Origin of the sequence: uncultured Brachyspira sp., from assembly GCF_934747485.1 — a bacterium.
GTDB lineage: Bacteria > Spirochaetota > Brachyspiria > Brachyspirales > Brachyspiraceae > Brachyspira.
In genome coordinates this window covers 20,232-39,933 of the sequence record NZ_CAKVGN010000015.1, presented here as the reverse complement: position 1 = coordinate 39,933, position 19,702 = coordinate 20,232, and the positions used below count along the sequence as shown (strand labels likewise).

General features: G+C 30.3%; 18 protein-coding genes. 10 read left to right on the top strand and 8 right to left on the bottom strand.

The window, feature by feature from the left end:
- Positions 1-388 precede the first annotated feature (388 nt).
- The 3 genes from Q0H31_RS04405 to Q0H31_RS04395 all read left to right on the top strand — a co-directional run bounded on the left by Q0H31_RS04405 (position 389) and on the right by Q0H31_RS04395 (position 2,906).
- A complete protein-coding gene (locus tag Q0H31_RS04405) occupies positions 389-1,024 on the top strand; it encodes a DUF4405 domain-containing protein (protein WP_295296033.1) in 636 nt (211 codons plus the stop codon).
- Between the two features lie 162 nt (positions 1,025-1,186).
- The gene (gene recA, locus Q0H31_RS04400) at positions 1,187-2,383 is read left to right on the top strand and encodes a recombinase RecA (protein WP_295296032.1); all 1,197 of its coding nucleotides are present in this window, start codon (positions 1,187-1,189) and stop codon (positions 2,381-2,383) included.
- A 13-nt stretch (positions 2,384-2,396) separates the two neighbouring features.
- Positions 2,397-2,906: a GNAT family N-acetyltransferase gene (locus Q0H31_RS04395; RefSeq protein WP_295296031.1), complete on the top strand. Its 510-nt coding sequence runs from the start codon at positions 2,397-2,399 to the stop codon at positions 2,904-2,906.
- Positions 2,907-3,391: 485 nt separating this feature from the next.
- Here the strand turns inward: Q0H31_RS04395 and Q0H31_RS04390 are convergent, their stop codons facing one another.
- The 4 genes from Q0H31_RS04390 to proB form a co-directional block, all read right to left on the bottom strand.
- The gene (locus Q0H31_RS04390) at positions 3,392-3,727 is read right to left on the bottom strand and encodes a preprotein translocase subunit SecG (RefSeq protein WP_295296030.1); all 336 of its coding nucleotides are present in this window, start codon (positions 3,725-3,727) and stop codon (positions 3,392-3,394) included.
- Between the two features lie 85 nt (positions 3,728-3,812).
- Positions 3,813-4,547, bottom strand: coding sequence for a signal peptidase I (gene lepB, locus Q0H31_RS04385; RefSeq protein WP_367117122.1), 735 nt, complete (start codon positions 4,545-4,547; stop codon positions 3,813-3,815).
- Between the two features lie 34 nt (positions 4,548-4,581).
- The gene (gene gatC, locus Q0H31_RS04380; RefSeq protein WP_295296028.1) at positions 4,582-4,908 is read right to left on the bottom strand and encodes an Asp-tRNA(Asn)/Glu-tRNA(Gln) amidotransferase subunit GatC; all 327 of its coding nucleotides are present in this window, start codon (positions 4,906-4,908) and stop codon (positions 4,582-4,584) included.
- Between the two features lie 791 nt (positions 4,909-5,699).
- Positions 5,700-6,845 carry a glutamate 5-kinase gene (gene proB / locus Q0H31_RS04375; RefSeq protein ID WP_295296027.1) on the bottom strand — a complete coding sequence of 382 codons (1,146 nt, stop codon included), beginning with the start codon at positions 6,843-6,845 and terminating at the stop codon, positions 5,700-5,702.
- A 563-nt stretch (positions 6,846-7,408) separates the two neighbouring features.
- Here proB and rsxE point away from each other — a divergent pair.
- The 4 genes from rsxE to Q0H31_RS04355 all read left to right on the top strand — a co-directional run bounded on the left by rsxE (position 7,409) and on the right by Q0H31_RS04355 (position 11,140).
- Complete coding sequence (gene rsxE / locus Q0H31_RS04370; protein ID WP_295296026.1) at positions 7,409-8,056, top strand: electron transport complex subunit RsxE; 648 nt, start codon at positions 7,409-7,411, stop codon at positions 8,054-8,056.
- A gap of 2 nt (positions 8,057-8,058) precedes the next feature.
- Complete coding sequence (rsxA, locus tag Q0H31_RS04365; protein ID WP_147731414.1) at positions 8,059-8,640, top strand: electron transport complex subunit RsxA; 582 nt, start codon at positions 8,059-8,061, stop codon at positions 8,638-8,640.
- A 26-nt stretch (positions 8,641-8,666) separates the two neighbouring features.
- On the top strand, positions 8,667-9,485 hold the full coding sequence (locus Q0H31_RS04360) for an RnfABCDGE type electron transport complex subunit B (protein WP_295296025.1): 819 nt from the start codon (positions 8,667-8,669) through the stop codon (positions 9,483-9,485).
- 767 nt (positions 9,486-10,252) lie between these two features.
- Entirely contained in the window at positions 10,253-11,140 is an 888-nt protein-coding gene (locus Q0H31_RS04355; RefSeq protein WP_295296024.1) for a DUF58 domain-containing protein, read from the top strand.
- 651 nt (positions 11,141-11,791) lie between these two features.
- Here Q0H31_RS04355 and Q0H31_RS04350 read toward each other — a convergent pair.
- Positions 11,792-12,970, bottom strand: coding sequence for a M23 family metallopeptidase (locus Q0H31_RS04350; RefSeq protein ID WP_295296023.1), 1,179 nt, complete (start codon positions 12,968-12,970; stop codon positions 11,792-11,794).
- Positions 12,971-13,171: 201 nt separating this feature from the next.
- On the opposite strand from Q0H31_RS04350, the gene Q0H31_RS04345 reads away from it, so the two are divergent.
- Positions 13,172-14,188: a CapA family protein gene (locus Q0H31_RS04345; protein WP_295296022.1), complete on the top strand. Its 1,017-nt coding sequence runs from the start codon at positions 13,172-13,174 to the stop codon at positions 14,186-14,188.
- Between the two features lie 704 nt (positions 14,189-14,892).
- On the top strand, positions 14,893-16,509 hold the full coding sequence (locus Q0H31_RS04340) for a peptide ABC transporter substrate-binding protein (protein ID WP_295296021.1): 1,617 nt from the start codon (positions 14,893-14,895) through the stop codon (positions 16,507-16,509).
- Between the two features lie 465 nt (positions 16,510-16,974).
- On the opposite strand, the gene Q0H31_RS04335 is transcribed toward Q0H31_RS04340, so the two are convergent.
- Positions 16,975-17,307 (bottom strand): helix-turn-helix domain-containing protein, encoded by a 333-nt coding sequence (locus tag Q0H31_RS04335; protein WP_295296020.1) that lies wholly within the window; start codon positions 17,305-17,307, stop codon positions 16,975-16,977.
- 122 nt (positions 17,308-17,429) lie between these two features.
- Here Q0H31_RS04335 and Q0H31_RS04330 point away from each other — a divergent pair, with 122 nt between their 5' ends.
- On the top strand, positions 17,430-17,987 hold the full coding sequence (locus tag Q0H31_RS04330) for a flavodoxin family protein (protein ID WP_295296019.1): 558 nt from the start codon (positions 17,430-17,432) through the stop codon (positions 17,985-17,987).
- Between the two features lie 293 nt (positions 17,988-18,280).
- Here the strand turns inward: Q0H31_RS04330 and Q0H31_RS04325 are convergent, their stop codons facing one another.
- Complete coding sequence (locus Q0H31_RS04325) at positions 18,281-18,961, bottom strand: HAD family hydrolase (RefSeq protein ID WP_295296018.1); 681 nt, start codon at positions 18,959-18,961, stop codon at positions 18,281-18,283.
- Positions 18,962-18,969: 8 nt separating this feature from the next.
- Entirely contained in the window at positions 18,970-19,503 is a 534-nt protein-coding gene (def, locus tag Q0H31_RS04320) for a peptide deformylase (RefSeq protein ID WP_295296017.1), read from the bottom strand.
- Between the last annotated feature and the right edge of the window lie 199 nt (positions 19,504-19,702).

The window sequence follows — 19,702 nt, the reverse complement described above, 5'->3', positions numbered from 1 at the left end:
TTTAGTATATTATAAAATAACTATCTCTTTTATATGAGTTTTTTATTCAACTTTTTCCCGCAGCAAAAAGTTGCAAAAAGTGCGAGATTTTTTTAGCTTTATATTTTGGAATATATAAATCTAAAATAATGTTTATATTTTGTTTGTATATAAAAAGCTATACTTTATTAAATGCAGCCTTTTTGCTTCTTTGTGGCAATACCATACCTAAAGGTACTTCCTTAGGTCGCCCTGAATGACTCTCTACGGTCGCAAAAGAACTGGGGGTGCGTACCCTTAAGGGCACGCTTCGCAGGGGGACTAGTCCCCAAAAAGCAATGAATTATGTAATGTTAAAATATTATTAACAAAACTATAAAACAGCAAACTCGTTCAAGGAGAAGCTTCGATGAAAAGAATAATTAAAATTACAGTAGACATAATAATGACGCTGCTCTTCTTTGTTTTAATGGCATATCACTTTACAGGTGATGCCGTGCATGAATATTTGGGCTTTATGCTTTTTATATTTTTTATACTTCATCATATACTCAATTTTAATTGGTATAAAAATATTTATAAAGGCAAATATAATTTTAATAGAATATTAAACACTTTTATTAACACTATGCTTTTTTTGTGTATGGCGGGACTCATGATTAGCGGAATACTATTTTCTCAAAGGGTGTTAGGTTTTCTTAATATTCATAACAGCGGAATGTTTACAAGACGCCTTCATATGATTTCAAACTCTTGGGCTTTTGTATTTATGTCGGCACATTTGGGAATGCATTGGGGTATGTTTATAAATAAAAAGTTTATTAAAAAACAAATATCTATAATAATAGCTTTGTTTGTTTCTATATACGGAGTTGTTTTGTTTATTAAGAGAGGCTTATACAATAAAATGTTTTTGCTTGTGGATTTTGCTTTTTTTGATTATGAAGAGCCTATAATATTTTTCTTTATGGATTATGTATCTATTATGGTGCTTTTTATATTTATCACTTCTCTCATGCAGACATTAATGAACAAATTAAAATAAACATATTTAGAAAAGATATAGTACTTTATAGCTTTCACTTTTGCCAATAAAATAATTATTTTTTAGTTTTATTTATATAATTAGCTTGACAAAATAATGTATTTTTGTACAATATAATAAATTTTATAAATGATATTTAAGTTAATAATTTTTGGAGAGAATATGGCTACTAAGAAGAAAGAAACTACTGAAGTAAAAAAAGACGGTAAAAGTGAAGCAATAGAAGCTATTACCGACCAGATAAATAAAAAATACGGCCCCGGCTCTTTTATGAGGCTTGGAAGCAATAAAACAGTTAATGTTGATGTTATTTCTACTGGGGCATTAACTTTGGACCATGCTTTAGGAGTAGGCGGGGTTCCTCGCGGAAGAATAATAGAGATTTACGGGCATGAGGCTTCCGGTAAAACTACACTCACTCTACACATTATAGCAGAGGCTCAAAAGGCTGGCGGTTATGCTGCTTTTATAGATGCTGAACATGCTCTTGACCCAGTATATGCGAGTGCTTTGGGCGTTGATATTGACAATTTATATATTTCTCAGCCAAACAGCGGTGAAGAGGCTCTTGAAATATTAGAAAGGGTTGTGTCTTCTTCTGCTTTCGATATTGTTGTTGTGGACTCTGTTGCAGCACTTGTTTCAAAGGCAGAACTTGCTGGTGATATAGGGGACGCTCATATTGCTTTACAGGCAAGGCTTATGAGTCATGCTTTGAGAAAACTTACTGCTATAATAAGCAACACAAATACTGCTGTAATATTCATTAACCAATTAAGACAAAACATTGCTACCACTGGTTATGGTGCTGGTCCTACAGAAACTACTACAGGCGGTAAGGCTTTGAAATTCTACTCTTCTGTAAGGCTTGACATTAGAAGAACTGAATGGATTAAAAAAGGTGATGATACTATAGGTCATAAAGTAAAAATAAAAGTTGTAAAAAATAAATTATCTTCACCGTTCAAAGTGGTTAATTTAGAGATAATATTCGGTAAGGGTATATCTTCTGAGGGGCTTTTAATAGATTTAGCGATGGAGGCAAAAATCATCACAAGAAGCGGTGCTTGGTTCTACTACAACGGAGAGCAGATTGCACAGGGTAAAGAGAAGGTGAGAGAACTTCTTGCGGCAGACCCTAAAATGCGTATGGAGCTTGAGATACAGATTAGAGAGGCACTTAATATGGGCGGAGCAGATAAGGTAAAAGAAAAATTAGAAGAGTATCTTGAAAATAAAAACGCTGTTGTTAAAGAAGATAAGAATCAAAAAGAAGATAAAAAAGAAGAAGAAAAAGCTTCTAAAAAAGCAGATGATACTGACCTTTTAATGAGTGCTGAAGAGGCTTATAACGAATAAATCGAGAGAGAGTATGAATTTAGTTATAAGAAAAGCTAATATAGATGATGTGTTTTATATAAGCAAGCTTCATGCTATATGTTGGAAGCAATCTTATAAGGATATTGTGTCGGAAGATTTTTTAAAAAAGATATATTTAGATGATTGGTGCGAAGAGTTTTCTGAGGGTATAAAGACAAAGACAAGAGAAGTGCATATTGCTCTTTTAGATGATAATGTTATAGGTGCTATATCATGCGGAAATAACAGATACAGCATAGAAAACTATGGGGAGATAATGTCTTTATATGTTCACCCAGTTTATCAGGGCTCCGGAATAGGAACTGAATTATTAAATCATTGCATGTCATACATGAAAGATAATGGGTATAAAAACTTATGCCTTTATGTTTTTGATAAAAATGAAGAGGCTAAAAGATTTTATCTAAAAAACGGATTTAAAGATTCTGGCAAAAAAAAGATATTAAAAATAGATGATGATAATAATATAGAAGAAGTGCTGTATATTTATGATAATATATAAAACACTTCTTCTATTATTTATTTTTGACAATTAAATAGACTTGTTTCAAAACTAAATTAATAAATATTTATATGTTTTTAGTTTAATATTTAGTATGTAAGATATAATTAGTATTATTTTATATAATTTCTTAGATATAAAATTTAACTACTTGTGTTTTTTGCAACTTTTTGCCACGGGAAAAAGTTGAATAAAATAAAAAACTTATATAACAAAATTTTTAAGTTTTGAGTAGACTAGCCCCCGCTTCTTTTGCCGACGCTCTGCGTGCCGTAGGCAAGGCACCTACTCGGTACGACTGAAGGAAGTGCCTTCGGTATTGCCACAAAGAAGCAAAAAGACTGCAATTATATACATTAAAATTTATTATTATACAACATGTAAAACATTGTCTTGTAAGTAAAATTATTTTTATTTTTTTTCAACTAATTTTGTCAAGCACTTTTGAAACAAGTATAATATTTCAATTCTTAAATTAATCAAAATTAATTATTAGTATTTAAATTAGTGTCTGGTAAAGTATTATTTGTAGGCACTTGCTGTGTTGTTGTTGGCACATTAGCAGGAGTAGTTGTTGTTTGGTCGAAAGCAGTTTTTTGAGTGCTTATAGCCATAGATATAAGTAAAGCTCCTACAACAAATATTGTAGATAAGATAGTAGTTGCTTTAGTGAGAGCATTTCCTCTTTGGCTTCCAAGTACATTTGCTTGAGCACTAGAAAATAAGCCTTCTGCTTTACCGCCTTGTATGATTATAAGTAAAAGTAACAGTATACAAATTATTGAGTAAACGATTATTCCTAAAGTTAGTAAAGCATTCATAAATATATATCCTCATAAAAAATTATATTTTCGGTTTTTAATTGAAGTATTATAGCATCTATATAATATTTTTCAAGCATTTTATTTAATAAGATATTACTTTTCCGTCTATGAGAGAGAAATGAATGCTTCCAAAAACTCTGCTGTCGTAAGCATAATCTCTATTGTCTGATAACACAAAATATTCATTGTATCCTATAATATAAGGACCAAAATTATCCCTCGAAGAAATATTGCTTTCTAATATTCTGTTATCCTTACCAATATTTGCCCAAGGTTCATTTAACTCACTTCCGTTTATGTATACGGTTTTGTTTTTTATTTCTATTGTTTCATTTGGAAGACCTATTATTCTTTTTATTAAATACCTTGTGCCGGATATATTAACATTTCCGAAAGTGAAAAAATAAACTGTATATGATATAAACTTTTTAAAAATATTTTCTTTTTTACTTCTTGGGTCAGTAATAAAAACTATATCTCCTCTTTTTGGTCTTGAAAATACTATAGTTTTTCCTGTTAATTTTGATACAAAAGGTTTTATTTCAACAGCATATCTTAATTTTGAAGTAATAATCATTTTATTTGGTTCAATAGTGTTTAACATAGTTGAACTTTTCATCTTATCAAAGCGTACGAATAGCGTAATGAGTCCAAAGAGTATGAATGCTATAATAAAGCCTAAAATAAGCCTTGCTATAGTTTTATATAATAAATTGTTGCTTCTATAATATATAAATATAAAAGGCTTTAATATTGCTTTTAATGCATTTCTCTTTTCTTTTTTTATGCTTTCTCTGTCATCATAAGAATAGTTCATTATGAGCATTTGAAACCTTATTATAAATTATTTTTTAATTAGATTTTTTAGCTTGGTGTTCGCTGTTTTCTAAAGCAGCAGGTACAGCAGGAACTACTATATAACCATATTCGCCGCTTCTACATAAATCCATTATCACTTCATTTTGTAAAGTTTCACCTGCCGTATCTTCTCTCAAATATTCAGGCAAATCAATAACATGATATAAAGGGTCTATATTATCAACATTTACATCAAATAGTTCTTCTATAAAAGCTAAATCTTTATTTAATCTATTTAGCATTTCGTCTTTTTGATTATCTTCTATTTTTAATCTAGTTTGATATAAAAGAGCTTCTAATTCTTCTCTATTAGTTGTCATAAAAAAGTCCTCTTAGTTTTAATGATTTAAATACTATATAATAAAAGTAATATTTTTGCAATGTTTTAGATTATACTGAAAAAGTTGGGTTTTGTCAAAATTTAGTTTTTATATATTTATTAGGTTTTGAGAAGAACTGATTTAATAAATTATAGCTTTTTATGTATAGATAAAAATATCTTACATTTATTTATATATATTTACCAACATACAAAGCTAAAAACACTTGCACTTTTTGCAACTTTTTGCGGCGGGAAAAAGTTGAATAAAACATACATTAATATAAAAGAATTATTTCTTTAAATTAAGATATTTGCAGGGCTTTGCCCCGCACCCCCAGTTCTTTTGTTGGCACAAAGAACCAAAAAGACTGCATTTAATGAAGTGTAGCTTTTTATGTATAGTCAAAATATAAATATTATTTTAGTTTTATATATTCCAAAAATATAAAGCTAAAACATTTGCACTTTTGGTTCTTTTGACGAAGTCCGCACAGCGACCAACGGGAGTGCCTGTGGGTGCGACCAACGGGAGTGCCTGTGGGTGCGACCAACGGGAGTGCCTGTGGGTGCGACCGAAGGAAGTGCCTGTGGTATTGGTATAAAAGAACTGCATTTTTATTATAAATTTTATAATTTAATTGTACATTAAAAGGCACTCCTCCGCACGACTAAGAAGTTATAATTAAAGCATAACATTACCGTGCGGCAAGGTGGTACAGCTCGTACGCGGGAAAAAGTTGAATAAAATAAAAACTTTTATTAATAATATACTTGTTTAGCTATATTATTTTATAACAACACTATGTAGTCCCTTGTAATTAAAGCATCATAATTCTTGTAGCCTAATATCTCCAGTATAGAATCTGAATGCTTGCCTATTATCTTAATTGTATCTTCAGAGTTGTAATTAATAATGCCCCTTGCAAACTCTTCGCCGTTTTCATCTATAATGCTTACAATGTCTCCTTTCTTAAAATTGTTTATAACCTTTGTTACGCCAATAGGAAGAAGGCTAGATTCTTTCTCTATTATAGCTTTTTTAGCACCAGCATTTACAACAAGCTTTCCTATAATAGTGGTAGCATAGGCAATCCATCTTTTTTTGGTGTTAAGTTCATTGTTTTCTTCTACAGGGTAGAATATAGTTTTTTCTTTGGTAGTGAATATATTATTTAAAACGTTTGGAGTTTTACCGTTTGCAATAATCAAAGCACAGCCTGACCTTGTAACAATTTTGGCAGCCTGCAATTTTGTTTTCATTCCGCCTCTTCCGCCTTTAGAAGCATCAAGTCCCAAGCTTTCTATCTCTTTTGTAACCTCAAAAACTTCATGTATAAAATTAGCATTTGGATTAGTTTTAGGGTTGTCATCATAAAGACCGTTGATGTCAGAAAGTATTATAAGCAAATCGGCATCAAGCTCACTTGCAACCAAAGCAGAGAGTTTATCATTGTCAGAAAAACTTATTTGAGTAACATCGTATAATAATTTAAGCTCATCGCTTGAAACAGTGTCATTTTCATTTATTATAGGCACCACATTATATTTTAATAATGTATCTAATGTAGAGCGAAGGTTTAAATATCTTCTTCTGTTTGAAAAATCTTCCTCTGTAAGCAGAATCTGTGCTGTAACAATATTAAACTTAGAAAATCCGTCCTCATAAATAGACATAAGCTGTGATTGACCAATTGCGGCACATGCTTGTTTTAGTGATACCTCGCTTAAATCTGTTGCATTAATTTTTTTCGCTCCCAACCCAACAGCTCCTGATGTAACTACCAAAACCTCTTTACCCATTTTTTTGTATTTAGCTATAGCTTCTATAAAAGAATATATTCGAGCTAAAGAAATATATCCCTCATCATTTCTTAATACATTAGTTCCAAATTTGAAAACTATTCTTTTTATGTTGTTTAAATCTATGTTTTTCATGCGAAATATTATATATAAAAAAATAAAAAAATAAAGCTGAAATTATAAATGTTTTAGAAAAAAATAATTATTTAGTTGTTTTGTAGTTTATAAGAATTAAGAATTAGTATATAGAATTTTAGATTTACATATTCCAAAGGTATGAAGCTAAAGCATTTGCACTTTTTGGTTCTTTTTGCGGCGGGAAAAAGAACAATAAAATTAACTTAATTTTTGCAAAAAACATTTATTTAAATAAGATATTTGCAGGGCTTTGCCCCGCACCCCAGTTCTTTTGCGACCGAAGGAAGTGCCCATGGTGTTGGCACAAAGAACCAAAAAGACTGCATTTAATGAAGTATAGCTTTTTATGCATATCAAAATATAGCCATTGTTTTATATATTCCAAAATATAAAGCTAAAGCATTTGCACTTTCGCGAAGCGTGCCCGTAGGGAAAAACTTTGACGAAGCACGCATAACTCTGCATATACAACTATCAAATGACTCTCCTATGCTTGAAATTATACCTATATATGTTAAAATATTTAAAATTAATTTTAGTTAAATTAAGGTTTAATCAATATGAAAAATTCTCAAGTATTTATTGATGGAGTATGGAAAAATAATCCTACTTTCGTACAGATTCTTGGAATGTGTCCTAGTTTAGCAGTAACAAATAGTGTTATGAATGCCATTGGTATGTCAGTGGCTACTATATTTGTACTTGTTTGTTCATCAGCTTTGATTTCTATAGTAAAAAAGATTTATGCTAATGAAGTTAGAATTATGGGATACATTGTAGTGATAGCTGCTTTTGTAACTTTAACTGATATAGTTATGAAGGCTAAGTTTTACACTTTATCATTGGCATTAGGACCATATATACCGCTTATCGTTGTAAACTGTATAATATTGGGCAGGGCAGAGGCTTTTGCTAATAAGAATGGAGTTATACCAAGTATTTTTGATGCTTTAGGTAATGGTGTAGGTTTCTTTATGGCTTTATTATTATTAGGCTCTATAAGAGAGATTTTAGGTAATGGTACTTGGCTTGGATTTGATTTAGTTGGTACTGTAAGAGGTTTTGTTGAATCTGCTATGCCTTTTGCTTTGAATGCTTACAACGAAATTACTACTCCTTGGATTGTTATGATATTGGCTCCGGGTGCTTTCTTTACTTTGGGAGTATTAATAGCTATCAAAAGAACTATAGATGCTAAAGTGAGGTAATTATTATGAATTTAGTGCTTCTTTTTGTTGCTACTGTATTAGTTAATAATTTTGTATTAACTAAGTTTTTAGGAATATGTCCTTTTTTGGGAGTTTCCAATAAATTAGATTCTGCTGTGAGTATGGGGATTGCTGTTACATTTGTACTTGTGCTTACTGCGGCTGTTAGCTGGATGATACAATATTATATATTAGTGCCTTTTAAAATTGAGTTTTTACAGACTATTTTATTTATTATAGTAATAGCTGCCTTAGTACAATTTGTAGAGATGGTTGTAAGAAAGACTAGTGAGAGTTTGTATTTATCTTTAGGTATTTATCTTCCTCTTATTACTACTAACTGCTGTGTATTGGGTTTGGCTTTATTTGGCGTTTTATACAAATATAATTTTATACAGAATATAGTATTTGCTTTGGGTGCTGGAGTTGGTTTTACTTTGGCATTGGTTATAATGGCTAGTATTAGAGAGCGTTTAGTAACTGCAAATATACCAGAGGCTTTTAAGGGACCTGCTATGCCTTTTATTACTGCCGGCATATTAGCACTTATATTCTATGGTTTTTCAGGTATCATAAAAATCTGATGATTCTTAATTAAAGGATAGTAAAAATGGTTACATCTATATTGGTGGCTTCAATATCTTCTGCTTTAATAGCTTTGATATTGGCTGTTTTATTAATATTTTCTTCTAAAATCTTTAGAGTTGAGGTTGATGAGAGGGTTACAGAAGTTACAGAGATGCTTCCGGGTGCTAATTGCGGAGGTTGCGGTTATCCGGGCTGTGCTCAATTTGCTAAGGCTTTAGTTGCTGATGAAGCTCCGGTTGACGGCTGTTCGGTAGGCGGTGCTGCTACTGCTGAGGCTGTTGCTAAATATTTAGGAAAAGTTACTCCGCCTCAAAAAGAGAGAACGAGAGCTTATATATTTTGTCATGGGCATAAGGAAATAGCAAAATCTAATCAAGTTTATAATGGTGCTCAGACTTGTGTTTCTGCTGTTATGGCAGGAGGAAACAAGGATTGTACTTATGGCTGTGTGGGTTTTTATGATTGTATGAAAGCTTGTGATTTTGGTGCTATTATTAAAAGTGAGACTGGGGTTCCTATTATAGTTGAAGATAAATGCGTGTCTTGTAATGCTTGCGTGAAGGCTTGTCCGCAAAAGCTTATAGAGATTCACCCTGTATCACAAAAGTTTCATGTATATTGTAAATCTAAAGATAAAGGTCCTATTGCTAAAAAAGCTTGTGATAGGGCTTGTATTGGATGCAGTATTTGTGTGAAAAACACTAAAGAGGGCGGAATGAGAATGGACAATAATTTGGCTATAGTTAATTATGAAGATTATGCTATCACAGAAGAGAGTATAGCTAAATGTCCTACTAAAGCTATTACAGATGAGAGAGTTAATTCTGTAGTGAATCTGTAATCAATAATTAATATGAATACATTGCAAGGGTATGCTTGAAGAGAGTGTGCCCTTGTTTTTTTATATTGATTGAAGTTATTATGTGATTGAATAAATATATTTTGTAATTTTTATTTTATTCAACTTTTCCCGCCTTCGCACCTAAAGGTACTTCCTTCGGTCGCACCCACAGGCACTCCCGTTGGTCGCGGTGTGGACTTCGTCAAAGTTGCAAAAAGTGCAAATACTATAATTAATATTTTTTAGAATATATAAAACTAAAATAATATTGATATTTTGACTGTACATAAAAAGCTAAACTTTATTAAATGCAGTTCTTTTGCTTCTTTTATACCAATAAAAGAAGTGGGGGTGCGGGGGCTAGCCCCTGCAAATAACTAAAATAAAAGAGTTAAAATTTTTGGTATATTCTAAAATAACTATATTTTGTTATATGATTATTTTATTCAACTTTTCCTGCCGCAAAAAGTGCAAATGCTTTAGTTTTATATCTTTGGAATATATAAAACAGTATTAATATTTTGTATATACATGAAAAGCTATACTTTATAAAATGCAGTTCTTCGCGAAGCGTATCCGAAGGATATAAGGTTCTTTTATACCAATACCGAGTAGGTGCCTATCGTCAAAATAAGTGGGGTGCTGCACGGTGTGTACTTCGTTAAGGGCAAAGCCCTGCAAATAATTAAAAAATAGAAATTGAGAAAATATAAAAATTGACAAAACCTCAAATCTTTTGTATAGTTAAAACACTAAAGGAAATAAATATGTTTAGAGACAGCACTATAACAACCAAAGATATACTAAAATCGGTTAGACAAATAGAAATAAAAACTTCGCGTATAGTAAACTCTTATTTTGCCGGGCAGTATCATTCTGCTTTTAAGGGGCATGGTATAGAGTTTGATGAGGTGAGAAAATATAATATTGGCGATGATGTGAGGGCTATGGATTGGAAGGTGAGTGCGAGGTATAATGAGCCTTTTATCAAGAGATTTAGAGAAGAGAGAGAGCTTAATGTTGTTATATTAGCCGACTTTTCTGCTTCTACCGATTTTGGACTTACAAAAACTAAACATAATCTTATTGTAGAGCTTAGTGCTTTGCTTTCTTTTTCTGCCCTTAAAAACAATGACAAAGTAGGGCTTTTAATATTTACAGATACCGTTGAAAAGTTTATTCCTCTAAATAAAGGAAAAAATCATGTGCTTAGAATTATTAGAGAGCTTATTGAGTTTGAACCTAAAAGTGCTGAAACTAATATTGCTAATGCTTTAGAATATTTTAATAAGATACAAAAAAGAGATAGTATTACATTCCTTATAACAGATGCATGTTCTGATTTGCCGAAAAAACAGATAGACATCACAAGAAAGAGAAATGATTTTGTAGTTTGTTTGGTTAATGATAAATTGGAATATGAAATGCCGCATTTGCTTGGCACGTTAGTTTTATCCGATTTAGAGAATGATGAGTATGTTTATTTTGATATGGGCAACAAGAATGTGAGAGAGGCTTATATCAATGAGCAGAGTAAAATACTTGAAGATAAATTACAGTTTTTGAAAAGAAACTCTATAGAAAATATAGTATTAGACACATCTAGTAATTATATTAATGAGGTTATGAAATTTTTTATCAAGAGAAGAAGATAGCGATTTTTTTGTTGCTTAGTAGAATCATTGTGTTTATAAAAGAAATTTATATTGTTAGAATATGTTTTGTGAAGGACTGTATTTTATTAAGTTAATATAATAATTGTAGTATAAATTAATAAGTTGTCTTACAATAAAAATAATGAATATGATTTAGTATTATTTTCTTAACTTGCACTTTCGCGAAGCGTACCCGTAGGGTAAAAACTTTGACGAAGTCCGCACCGCGACCAACGGGAGTGCCTGTGGGTGCGACCGAAGGAAGTACCTTTAGGTGCGAAGGCGGGAAAAAGTTGAATAAAATAAAAAACTTATATGACATTTTTTGTAAGTTTGTGATTTGTGGTGGCTTTGCCCCCTGCGAAGCGTGCCCTTAGGGTACACACCCCCAGTTCTTTTGCCGATAGGCACCTACTCGGTATTGGTATAAAAGAACCTTATATCCTTCGGATACGCTTCGCGAAGAACTGCATTTAATGAAATATAACCACAACATATAGCATTATTTTATATATATTAATAATCAGTAAAATTAAAACAATATGAATATTTATTAATATATTTTAGCAATAATTATATTTTTTATAAACAAAAAAGGAAACAGCGTTATTTACTGCTTCCTTATTTTATTTTTTAGATTATTTATTTTAATTATCTTCTTTTAATGAATTTTCCTATAGGTATAAAGTCTGCAGGGTTTAATGCCACTCCGTTTCTTCTCACTTCAAAATGTAAATGGCTTCCTGTAGAATTACCAGTGCTTCCCATTCTTCCTATCATTACGCCAACGCCCACATTAGCACCAACTGTAGTAGTGATTTTATTTAAGTGTCCGTAGTATGTAGTGTATCCTTTATCATGACGAACTATAACTAAATTTCCAAATCCGCCGCTGTATCCTGCAAATATAACTTTTCCTTTTCTTGCTGCATATATAGGAGTATTTAATCCGCCCGGTATATCTACACCTAAATGTTTTCTTCTCACGCCTGTGATTGGATGTACTCTATATCCAAATACGCTGCTTATTCTTGTTACAACTGTAGGCAAGCTGAACATTTGACCAAACTTATCTATTCTTTCATCTAATGTGTATTTAGCACCAGGTAAAAATATTTCATCTCCAGTGTTAATATTATCTCTGTCTATTTTGTTAAAGCTTAATACTCTGTTAATTTCAACATCATATCTGTCGCTAATCTCTTCTAAAGTTTCATTTTTCTTAACAACATAAAGCAATCCATTTCTATTTGGTATCATTATAGTCTGCCCCGGTCTTAACTTGTTGGCATTGCTTATTTTATTAACACTTACTATAGTATCTAAATTAGCACCTATTTTTTTTGATATGCTACTTAAATTGTCGCCTTCTTCTATTGTATATTCATCGTATTTAAGACTAATAGTGCCGTCGCTTACAAGTGAGTTATCAGAAACTAAATAATCATAAAAAGCGTCAGATGCCTTTTCTATAGAAGCAACAGGTGTAGAAGTAACTGCCGGTATATTCTCTATGTCTTCCTCTGTAACTATATTATTAGTTTCTATTTTCATTTCTTTTACTTCATCTAATATTTTATTATATACTTCAGAAGTGCTTTTTGAATCATCTATATTTTGAGCATACAAATTATTATTAGAATTCCTTTTAGCTCCAAGTATCAAAAAATTAATTAAAACTATGAACATTATAAATGATATTGCTACTAATAATGATTTTTTTAGAAAGTATGGAAAAAGATTTTTATCGCTGTCTTCTATTAAATATTTTTTTATTTTTTGTATGATACTTTGTTTTCTTCTTACTCTTGTGTATTTAAATTTTTTCATGGCAATTAATTCTTTTATTTTGGATTATTAAATTATTAAAATTATTAATTAGAATAATACTAAATTTTGACATATTGTCAAGTACATATAATGTAAATATTATCTAACTTTATATTAATTCGGTAAAAAAGGAAAAACTTTTAATATAAATTGTAAACATAATATTGAATTTATTTATTTTTATGCTAAAATCATAATATTATGAGAAGTTTTGTTGTATTATTAATATTATTATTTCAATTTTCTTTATATTCCGAGATAACATTATCTTTTGTAGGCGATGTTATGACAGGAAGCGACCATCCGGATAAAAGTTACTTGCCTCCTAATGAAGGAAAAGATGTTTTTAAAAGTGTGTCATCATTTTTAAAAGCTTCAGATATAAGTTTTGCCAATTTAGAAGGAGCCATAGCAAACTCAGAAACAAAATCTGCTAAAACAGGTAAGCGTTCATATTCTTTTCGTATGCCTCCATATATGGCTGATAGAATATCTGAGGCAGGGTTTGATATAGTTGCCGTTGCTAATAATCATTCAAGAGATTTTGGTGCTAAGGGCTATACTCAAACTCAAGAGTATGTAAAAAAAGCTGGAATGGAAGTTGTAGGCAATGTTTTAAATCAGGCTTCTTTTATAAATGTAAATGGTAAAAAAATAGGCTTTTTGGCTTTTTATTATTTTTCTTATGCTAATAATGCAATACAAGATATTGCAGCTGCTAAGGCTTTAGTTGAAAAAACAAAAAAAGAATGTGATTTTTTAGTTGTAAGTTTTCATGGCGGAGCTGAGGGAAGCAGTATGTTTAGGGTGCCTAAAACTACTGAATATTTTTATAAAGAGAATAGGGGTGATGTTTATAAGTTTGCAAGGGCTGTTAGCGATGCAGGTGCTGATTTAGTAATTGGTCATGGTCCGCATGTGCTTAGAGCTATGGAAATGTATAATAATACTTTTATAGCTTATTCTCTCGGCAATTTTGTTGGATATAAGCAATTCTCTTTATCAGGCAACAATGGAATTAGTGCAATACTCCAAATCACTTTAGATGACAATTTAAAATTTTCTAAGGCAAAGGTTATACCTGTGCGTTTAGTAAATGGCGGCATACCGAGTGTTGATTCATCTAATACTGCCATAAAAAAGTTGAATGAATATGCAGATTTAGATTTTCCAAAGACAGGCGTGAAGTTTGACAGCAACGGCGAATATGTAAAATAATTCTGTTTTGTTAAAATTAAAAAACTACAAATATATTTTATTAGTTTGTTTATTATTTTAAACTTTTTATTATTTGAGTATTTTGTGATTCTTCTTTTATGATTTTTGCTATAGCATCAGCAAGTTTTTTAGTATTTGCGAATAATAAGCTATTAATATTTTCATTTTAAGCTACTATTATTTTTTTATTTAATAGACTTGTTTCAAAACTGCTTGATAAAATCATTTAATTTTAAAAAGTATATAATTAATTATTTTAGTAATAAATATACAGACTTTTTGCTTCTTTGCGGCAATACCGAAGGCACTTCCTACGGTCGTACCGAGTAAGGTGCCTTGCCTACGGCACGCAGAGCGTCGGCAAAAGAAGCGGGGGCTAGTCTACTCAAAACTTAAAAATTTTGTTATATAAGTTTTTTATTTTATTCAACTTTTTCCCGTGGCAAAAAGTTGCAAAAAACACAAGTAGTTAAATTTTATATCTAAGAAATTATATAAAATAATACTAATTATATCTTACATACTAAATATTAAATTAAAAACAATATAAAATTTATTAATTTAGATTTACAATAAGCCTAATTTTTTATAAATTCAATATTATACAAAAAACTACTTAAAAAATTGGAAATTAAAAATTTGACCTTTCATGCTTATTATTATAAAATACTATTCATAAAAATATAGATATTGGAGTTATAATTATGAATAAGGCTATTAAGTTTTTATTATTGGCTTTTTCTTTGTTTTTACTTGCCTCATGCGGCGGCGGAAACAAATACGAAGAAGGCGTTTTGCGTTTGAATGTTGGTCCGGAACCTCAAACTATAGACCCAACATTAAACTCTGCTATAGACGGAAGTATGTATATAATACATGCTTTTGAGGGCTTAGCACAAAAAGATAAAGAGGGTAAAATTGTAGGCGGTGTTGCTGAGAGTTGGGACATTAGCGAGAATGGTACTAAATATATATTTCATATTAGAAGCAATGCTAAGTGGTCTGACGGAAAGCCTGTTGTAGCTGATGATTTTGTATATAGCTGGAGAAGGGCTACTGACCCTAAAACTGCTGCTAATTATAGTTATCAGATGGAGCCTTTAAAAAATGCTAAAAAGATTACTGCTGGTGAGATGCCTGTTGAATCTTTAGGAGTTAAGGCTATTGATGATAATACTTTAGAGGTTACTTTGGAAGCTCCTACGCCATACTTTGACCAGCTTATGGCTTATCCTGTATATTTCCCTTTGAGAAGAGATATTGTTGAGGCTAATCCTGATACTTGGACTATGAGTGCTGATACTTATATTGGAAATGGTCCTTTTAAAATGACTGAAAGACAAATTGATAGCAGAATAGTAATGGAAGTGAATACTAATTATTGGAATCGTTCTGTTATAGTTCCTAAGAAATTAATTTTTATATTGATGGATAATCCTACTTCTGTTGTTGCTGGTATAAAAGATGGTTCTATATATTTCTCTGACAGAGTACCTGCTCAGGATATGGATACACTAAAAGAAGAAGGATATTTAGAAATAAAACCTTATTTGGGCTTATATTATTACAGTTTAAATGTTACAAATGAGACATTGAAAGATAAGAGAGTGAGAAGAGCATTGGCTTTGGCTATTGATAGAAATTATATAGTAGAGCAGGTTACAAGAGGCGGTCAAACTCCTGCTGCTGCTGTTGTTCCTCCGCAGATATCTGATATTACTGGAAGTTTTAGAGAAAACGGCATGGACAGTTTTAGTTTAAAGGCTGAAGATTATCAAAAAAATATAGAAGAGGCAAAAAAGCTATTAGCTGAAGCAGGATATCCAAACGGCGAGAATTTCCCTGTGCTTGAGTTTAAAACTAACCCCGGTGAACATACCTCTGTATTTGAAGCTATTCAGCAGATGTGGAAAAATAATTTAGGCATAGACACTACTATAGTAAGCGAAGAGTGGGCAGTATTCCAAGCATCACGTTATAGCAGAACTTATGTTATAGCGAGAAACGGTTGGATTGGCGATTATGATGACCCTATGACTTTTTTGGGTATGTTTTTAAGTTACAGCCCTCAGAACGTTGAAAGCTATAACAGTGCTATATATGATAGGTTATTGGCTAATGCTTCTGCTACAGATGACAATACTATAAGAATGCCTTTGCTTCACAAAGCAGAAGAATTGTTTATTGAAGACATGCCTATTATTCCTTTATATTATTACACATTGCCTTTATTGGTAAATGATAATTTAAAAGATGTTCAGTATGATGTACTTGGCAAACATAAGTTTTTCTATGCTTATTATGACAATACTGAAAAATAATATTTTATAAAACAATAAATTATAGTGAGGCTTTTGAATATTCAGGAGTCTCTCTTTTTTTAAATTATTTACGCACCCCGCCCTATAATATTTATTGTTTAAAATTGAAGAATTGAATTTTTATTAATTTTATTGTTTTGTTAAAAGAAGCACTCCCGCCCTTGCTTTTATTAGTTTTTTAAGTTTCACTCCGCACGTTTAGCTTGCTTAAAAATATAATAAAAATTATTTTACAAATATCATTAAATATTTTTTGCTTAGTCTGCCGTGCGGTAAATAATACAGCAAATTTAAAAAATCTTGGGTGGGGGCAGAAATTAGAATTTAAAGCAAAAAAGAATAGCAACACAAAAAATAGAAGTGAATACAGAAAGCCTATAGGGTGGGGTATGTGAATTAAATTTAAAAAACGCAGCTGTTTTATTTATATTATTTTAAACTTATTTTACAGAATTTTTAATAATATCATTTTCTGTTTTTCTCGCCCCAAATGCATATGGCATCTAATATTGGTATTAAAGATTTACCTCTTTTTGATAAACTATATTCCACTTTTGGTGGTATTTGAGGATATTCTTTTCTGCTAATTAAATCATCTTTTTCTAATTCTTTTAAAGTTACACTCAATGTTTTATGAGATATGTTTGATATTATTCTTTTTAATTCATTATATCTTACAATCTTTAATTCTGATAATATATATAGTATTATCATTTTATATTTACCAGATATTAAAGACATTGTATAAGCAAAGCCTGTATCTTCCATATATTTTTCTTTTAAATTATCTTTTTTCATAAAAATATACCTTTATACTTTACTTTTAGTTAGTATATAACATTTTTATTAGTACTTGATTCTAATAATATATAATACTATAATTATAATATCAATAGTAATTTTATAAATAGGAGCAAAAAATGAAAAAAATATTAATTTTAAATGGAAGCCCAAGATTAAACGGCAACACTTTTTCTTTAATAGAAGAATTTACAAAAGGTGCGAAACTTAATGGAAATGATGTAATGAGATTTGATTTAGACAGAATGGATATACATTGCTGTAAGGGGTGTTTGAAAGGAGGGAAAAATCCTGATAGTCTTTGTTCTCAAAAAGATGATATGTTAAAAATATACCCATATTATAAAGAAGCGGATATACTTGTTTTAGCTTCTCCTATGTATTACTGGGCTTTTTCTGCTCAGTTAAAGATAGCTATAGACAGATTATTTGCTGTTACAGAAATAGACCCAAATTACAAAACTCCATATAAAGAGTGTTTTATGCTTATGGCAGCAGAGGGAGATGATAAAAATAATTCTAAACCTGTTATAGAATATTATCATTATTTATTAAATTATCTTGGTTGGAAAGATTTAGGATATTTAATAGCTGGAGGAGTGTTTAATGTTGGAGATATTAAAGGTAAAGAGGAATTATTAAATAAAGCATTTGAAATGGGTAAATCTATATTATAAAAAACCAGAGAGAGGCTTTTGAATATTCAGGAGTCTCTCTTTTTTTAAATTATTTACACACCCCGCCCTATAATATTTATTGTTTAAAATTGAAGAATTGAATTTTTATTAATTTTATTGTTTTGTTAAAAGAAGCACTCCCACCCAAGTTTTTATTAACTTTTTAGTCTATACTTCCGCACGTTTAGCTTGTTTATAAATATAATTAAAATTGTTTTATGAAATTATTAATATTTGTTGTTTGATTTAGCGTGCGGTAGATGATGCAGCAAATTAAAAAAATGTAGCAGATTTTACTTATTTCTGCTTAATACGAAATCTTCTACTTCTTTAAAATTGTTTATATAATAATCATTTTTTAGGTTTAATAAAGTTTGTTTGTCTGTGATGCCGTATAATGCAATTAATGCTTTTATGTTGGCGTTTTTGGCAAACTCATAATCAGGAACACCATCTCCAACCATAAGGCTTTCTTCTTCTATTAGACTATAATCTTTTTTTAAGTTATACCAAATATTTATATCCGGCTTTCTATAAGGATATACTCCATCACCTATAACAGCTTTGAAATAATTAAATATGTTTAGCTTTTTTGCTGTTGTGATTGTTATCTCATTTGGCTTATTTGATATTATAAACATATTGATATTGAGTTTATAAAGATTTTTTAATGTTTCTAATACATTCTCATATAGCTTTGTATTGTCTGTAGAATGTTTGCTGTAATAATCAATATAAAAGTTATACACATCATTTTCTATGCTTTCTAAATATTCTTTGTTATATTTATCAGCAAAATGATTTAACACTCTATTTATTAAAAGTTTAGCACCATTGCCTACATATTTTTTTGTGTATTCTATATCTAAACTTGGAAATTTTATATATTCCAAAGTTTTATTTACACTTGAATTTATATCTGGAATAGAATCTATCAATGTTCCGTCTAAATCAAATATTATATTTTTAATCATAATATATTTTATGCAGAAACAGTTTTTTTATGAGTGTTTCTAAGCTCTTTTAGTTCTTTTTTTAATCTTCTTTTTTGATATGATTCAAGCCTGTCTATAAAAGTAACTCCATTAGTATGGTCTATTTCATGCTGAAGCACTTTAGCTATATAATCTTTAGCTTCTAATATTTGCTCTTTATTTTCTTTGTCTATGTATTTTACTTTTATTTCTTTGTATCTTGCAACCTCATCGCTTATTTTAGGAAAAGATAAACAACCCTCTTCCAATATTTCAGTATCTTCTCCATGCCAAATTATTTCAGGATTAATTAAAGCTAATTTGAAATCAGGTTTAGTCTCATCATCAAAATCTGGTACAGATATTACTATTACTCTTTTTAATACCCCCACCTGTACAGCAGCAAGTCCAACACCATTAGCCTTATACATAGTTTCAAACATATCATCTATTAAAGTTAAAATCTCTTCATCTACATTTTCTACATAAGATGATTTTTGCTTTAATCTTTCATCTCCGTAAATCACTAATTCTCTAATCATATATTTTTTATACTCCTCGTAAAATCCGCTTCTTCTATTAATAATAGTTATTATATAATAATAAACTTTTTATTTATAGTCAAGTTCTTTTTATAATTATATTGTCATGAAGCTATAGATATTGTACTTTTTCTTACTATAATATTTTTGATTCTATCTTTGATTGTAATACAACCTAACAGAGAAATCGATCTGAATT

Coding starts and splice junctions, on each gene's coding strand:
- Q0H31_RS04355 (WP_295296024.1), top strand. CDS start 10,253: ATGTTTAGAGACAGCACTATAACAACCAAAGATATACTAAAATCGGTT.
- Q0H31_RS04390 (WP_295296030.1), bottom strand. CDS start 3,727: ATGAATGCTTTACTAACTTTAGGAATAATCGTTTACTCAATAATTTGT.
- recA (WP_295296032.1), top strand. CDS start 1,187: ATGGCTACTAAGAAGAAAGAAACTACTGAAGTAAAAAAAGACGGTAAA.
- Q0H31_RS04345 (WP_295296022.1), top strand. CDS start 13,172: ATGAGAAGTTTTGTTGTATTATTAATATTATTATTTCAATTTTCTTTA.
- Q0H31_RS04395 (WP_295296031.1), top strand. CDS start 2,397: ATGAATTTAGTTATAAGAAAAGCTAATATAGATGATGTGTTTTATATA.
- Q0H31_RS04340 (WP_295296021.1), top strand. CDS start 14,893: ATGAATAAGGCTATTAAGTTTTTATTATTGGCTTTTTCTTTGTTTTTA.
- gatC (WP_295296028.1), bottom strand. CDS start 4,908: ATGACAACTAATAGAGAAGAATTAGAAGCTCTTTTATATCAAACTAGA.
- Q0H31_RS04325 (WP_295296018.1), bottom strand. CDS start 18,961: ATGATTAAAAATATAATATTTGATTTAGACGGAACATTGATAGATTCT.
- lepB (WP_367117122.1), bottom strand. CDS start 4,547: ATGAACTATTCTTATGATGACAGAGAAAGCATAAAAAAAGAAAAGAGA.
- proB (WP_295296027.1), bottom strand. CDS start 6,845: ATGAAAAACATAGATTTAAACAACATAAAAAGAATAGTTTTCAAATTT.
- rsxE (WP_295296026.1), top strand. CDS start 7,409: ATGAAAAATTCTCAAGTATTTATTGATGGAGTATGGAAAAATAATCCT.
- Q0H31_RS04350 (WP_295296023.1), bottom strand. CDS start 12,970: ATGAAAAAATTTAAATACACAAGAGTAAGAAGAAAACAAAGTATCATA.
- Q0H31_RS04360 (WP_295296025.1), top strand. CDS start 8,667: ATGGTTACATCTATATTGGTGGCTTCAATATCTTCTGCTTTAATAGCT.
- Q0H31_RS04335 (WP_295296020.1), bottom strand. CDS start 17,307: ATGAAAAAAGATAATTTAAAAGAAAAATATATGGAAGATACAGGCTTT.
- Q0H31_RS04330 (WP_295296019.1), top strand. CDS start 17,430: ATGAAAAAAATATTAATTTTAAATGGAAGCCCAAGATTAAACGGCAAC.
- def (WP_295296017.1), bottom strand. CDS start 19,503: ATGATTAGAGAATTAGTGATTTACGGAGATGAAAGATTAAAGCAAAAA.
- Q0H31_RS04405 (WP_295296033.1), top strand. CDS start 389: ATGAAAAGAATAATTAAAATTACAGTAGACATAATAATGACGCTGCTC.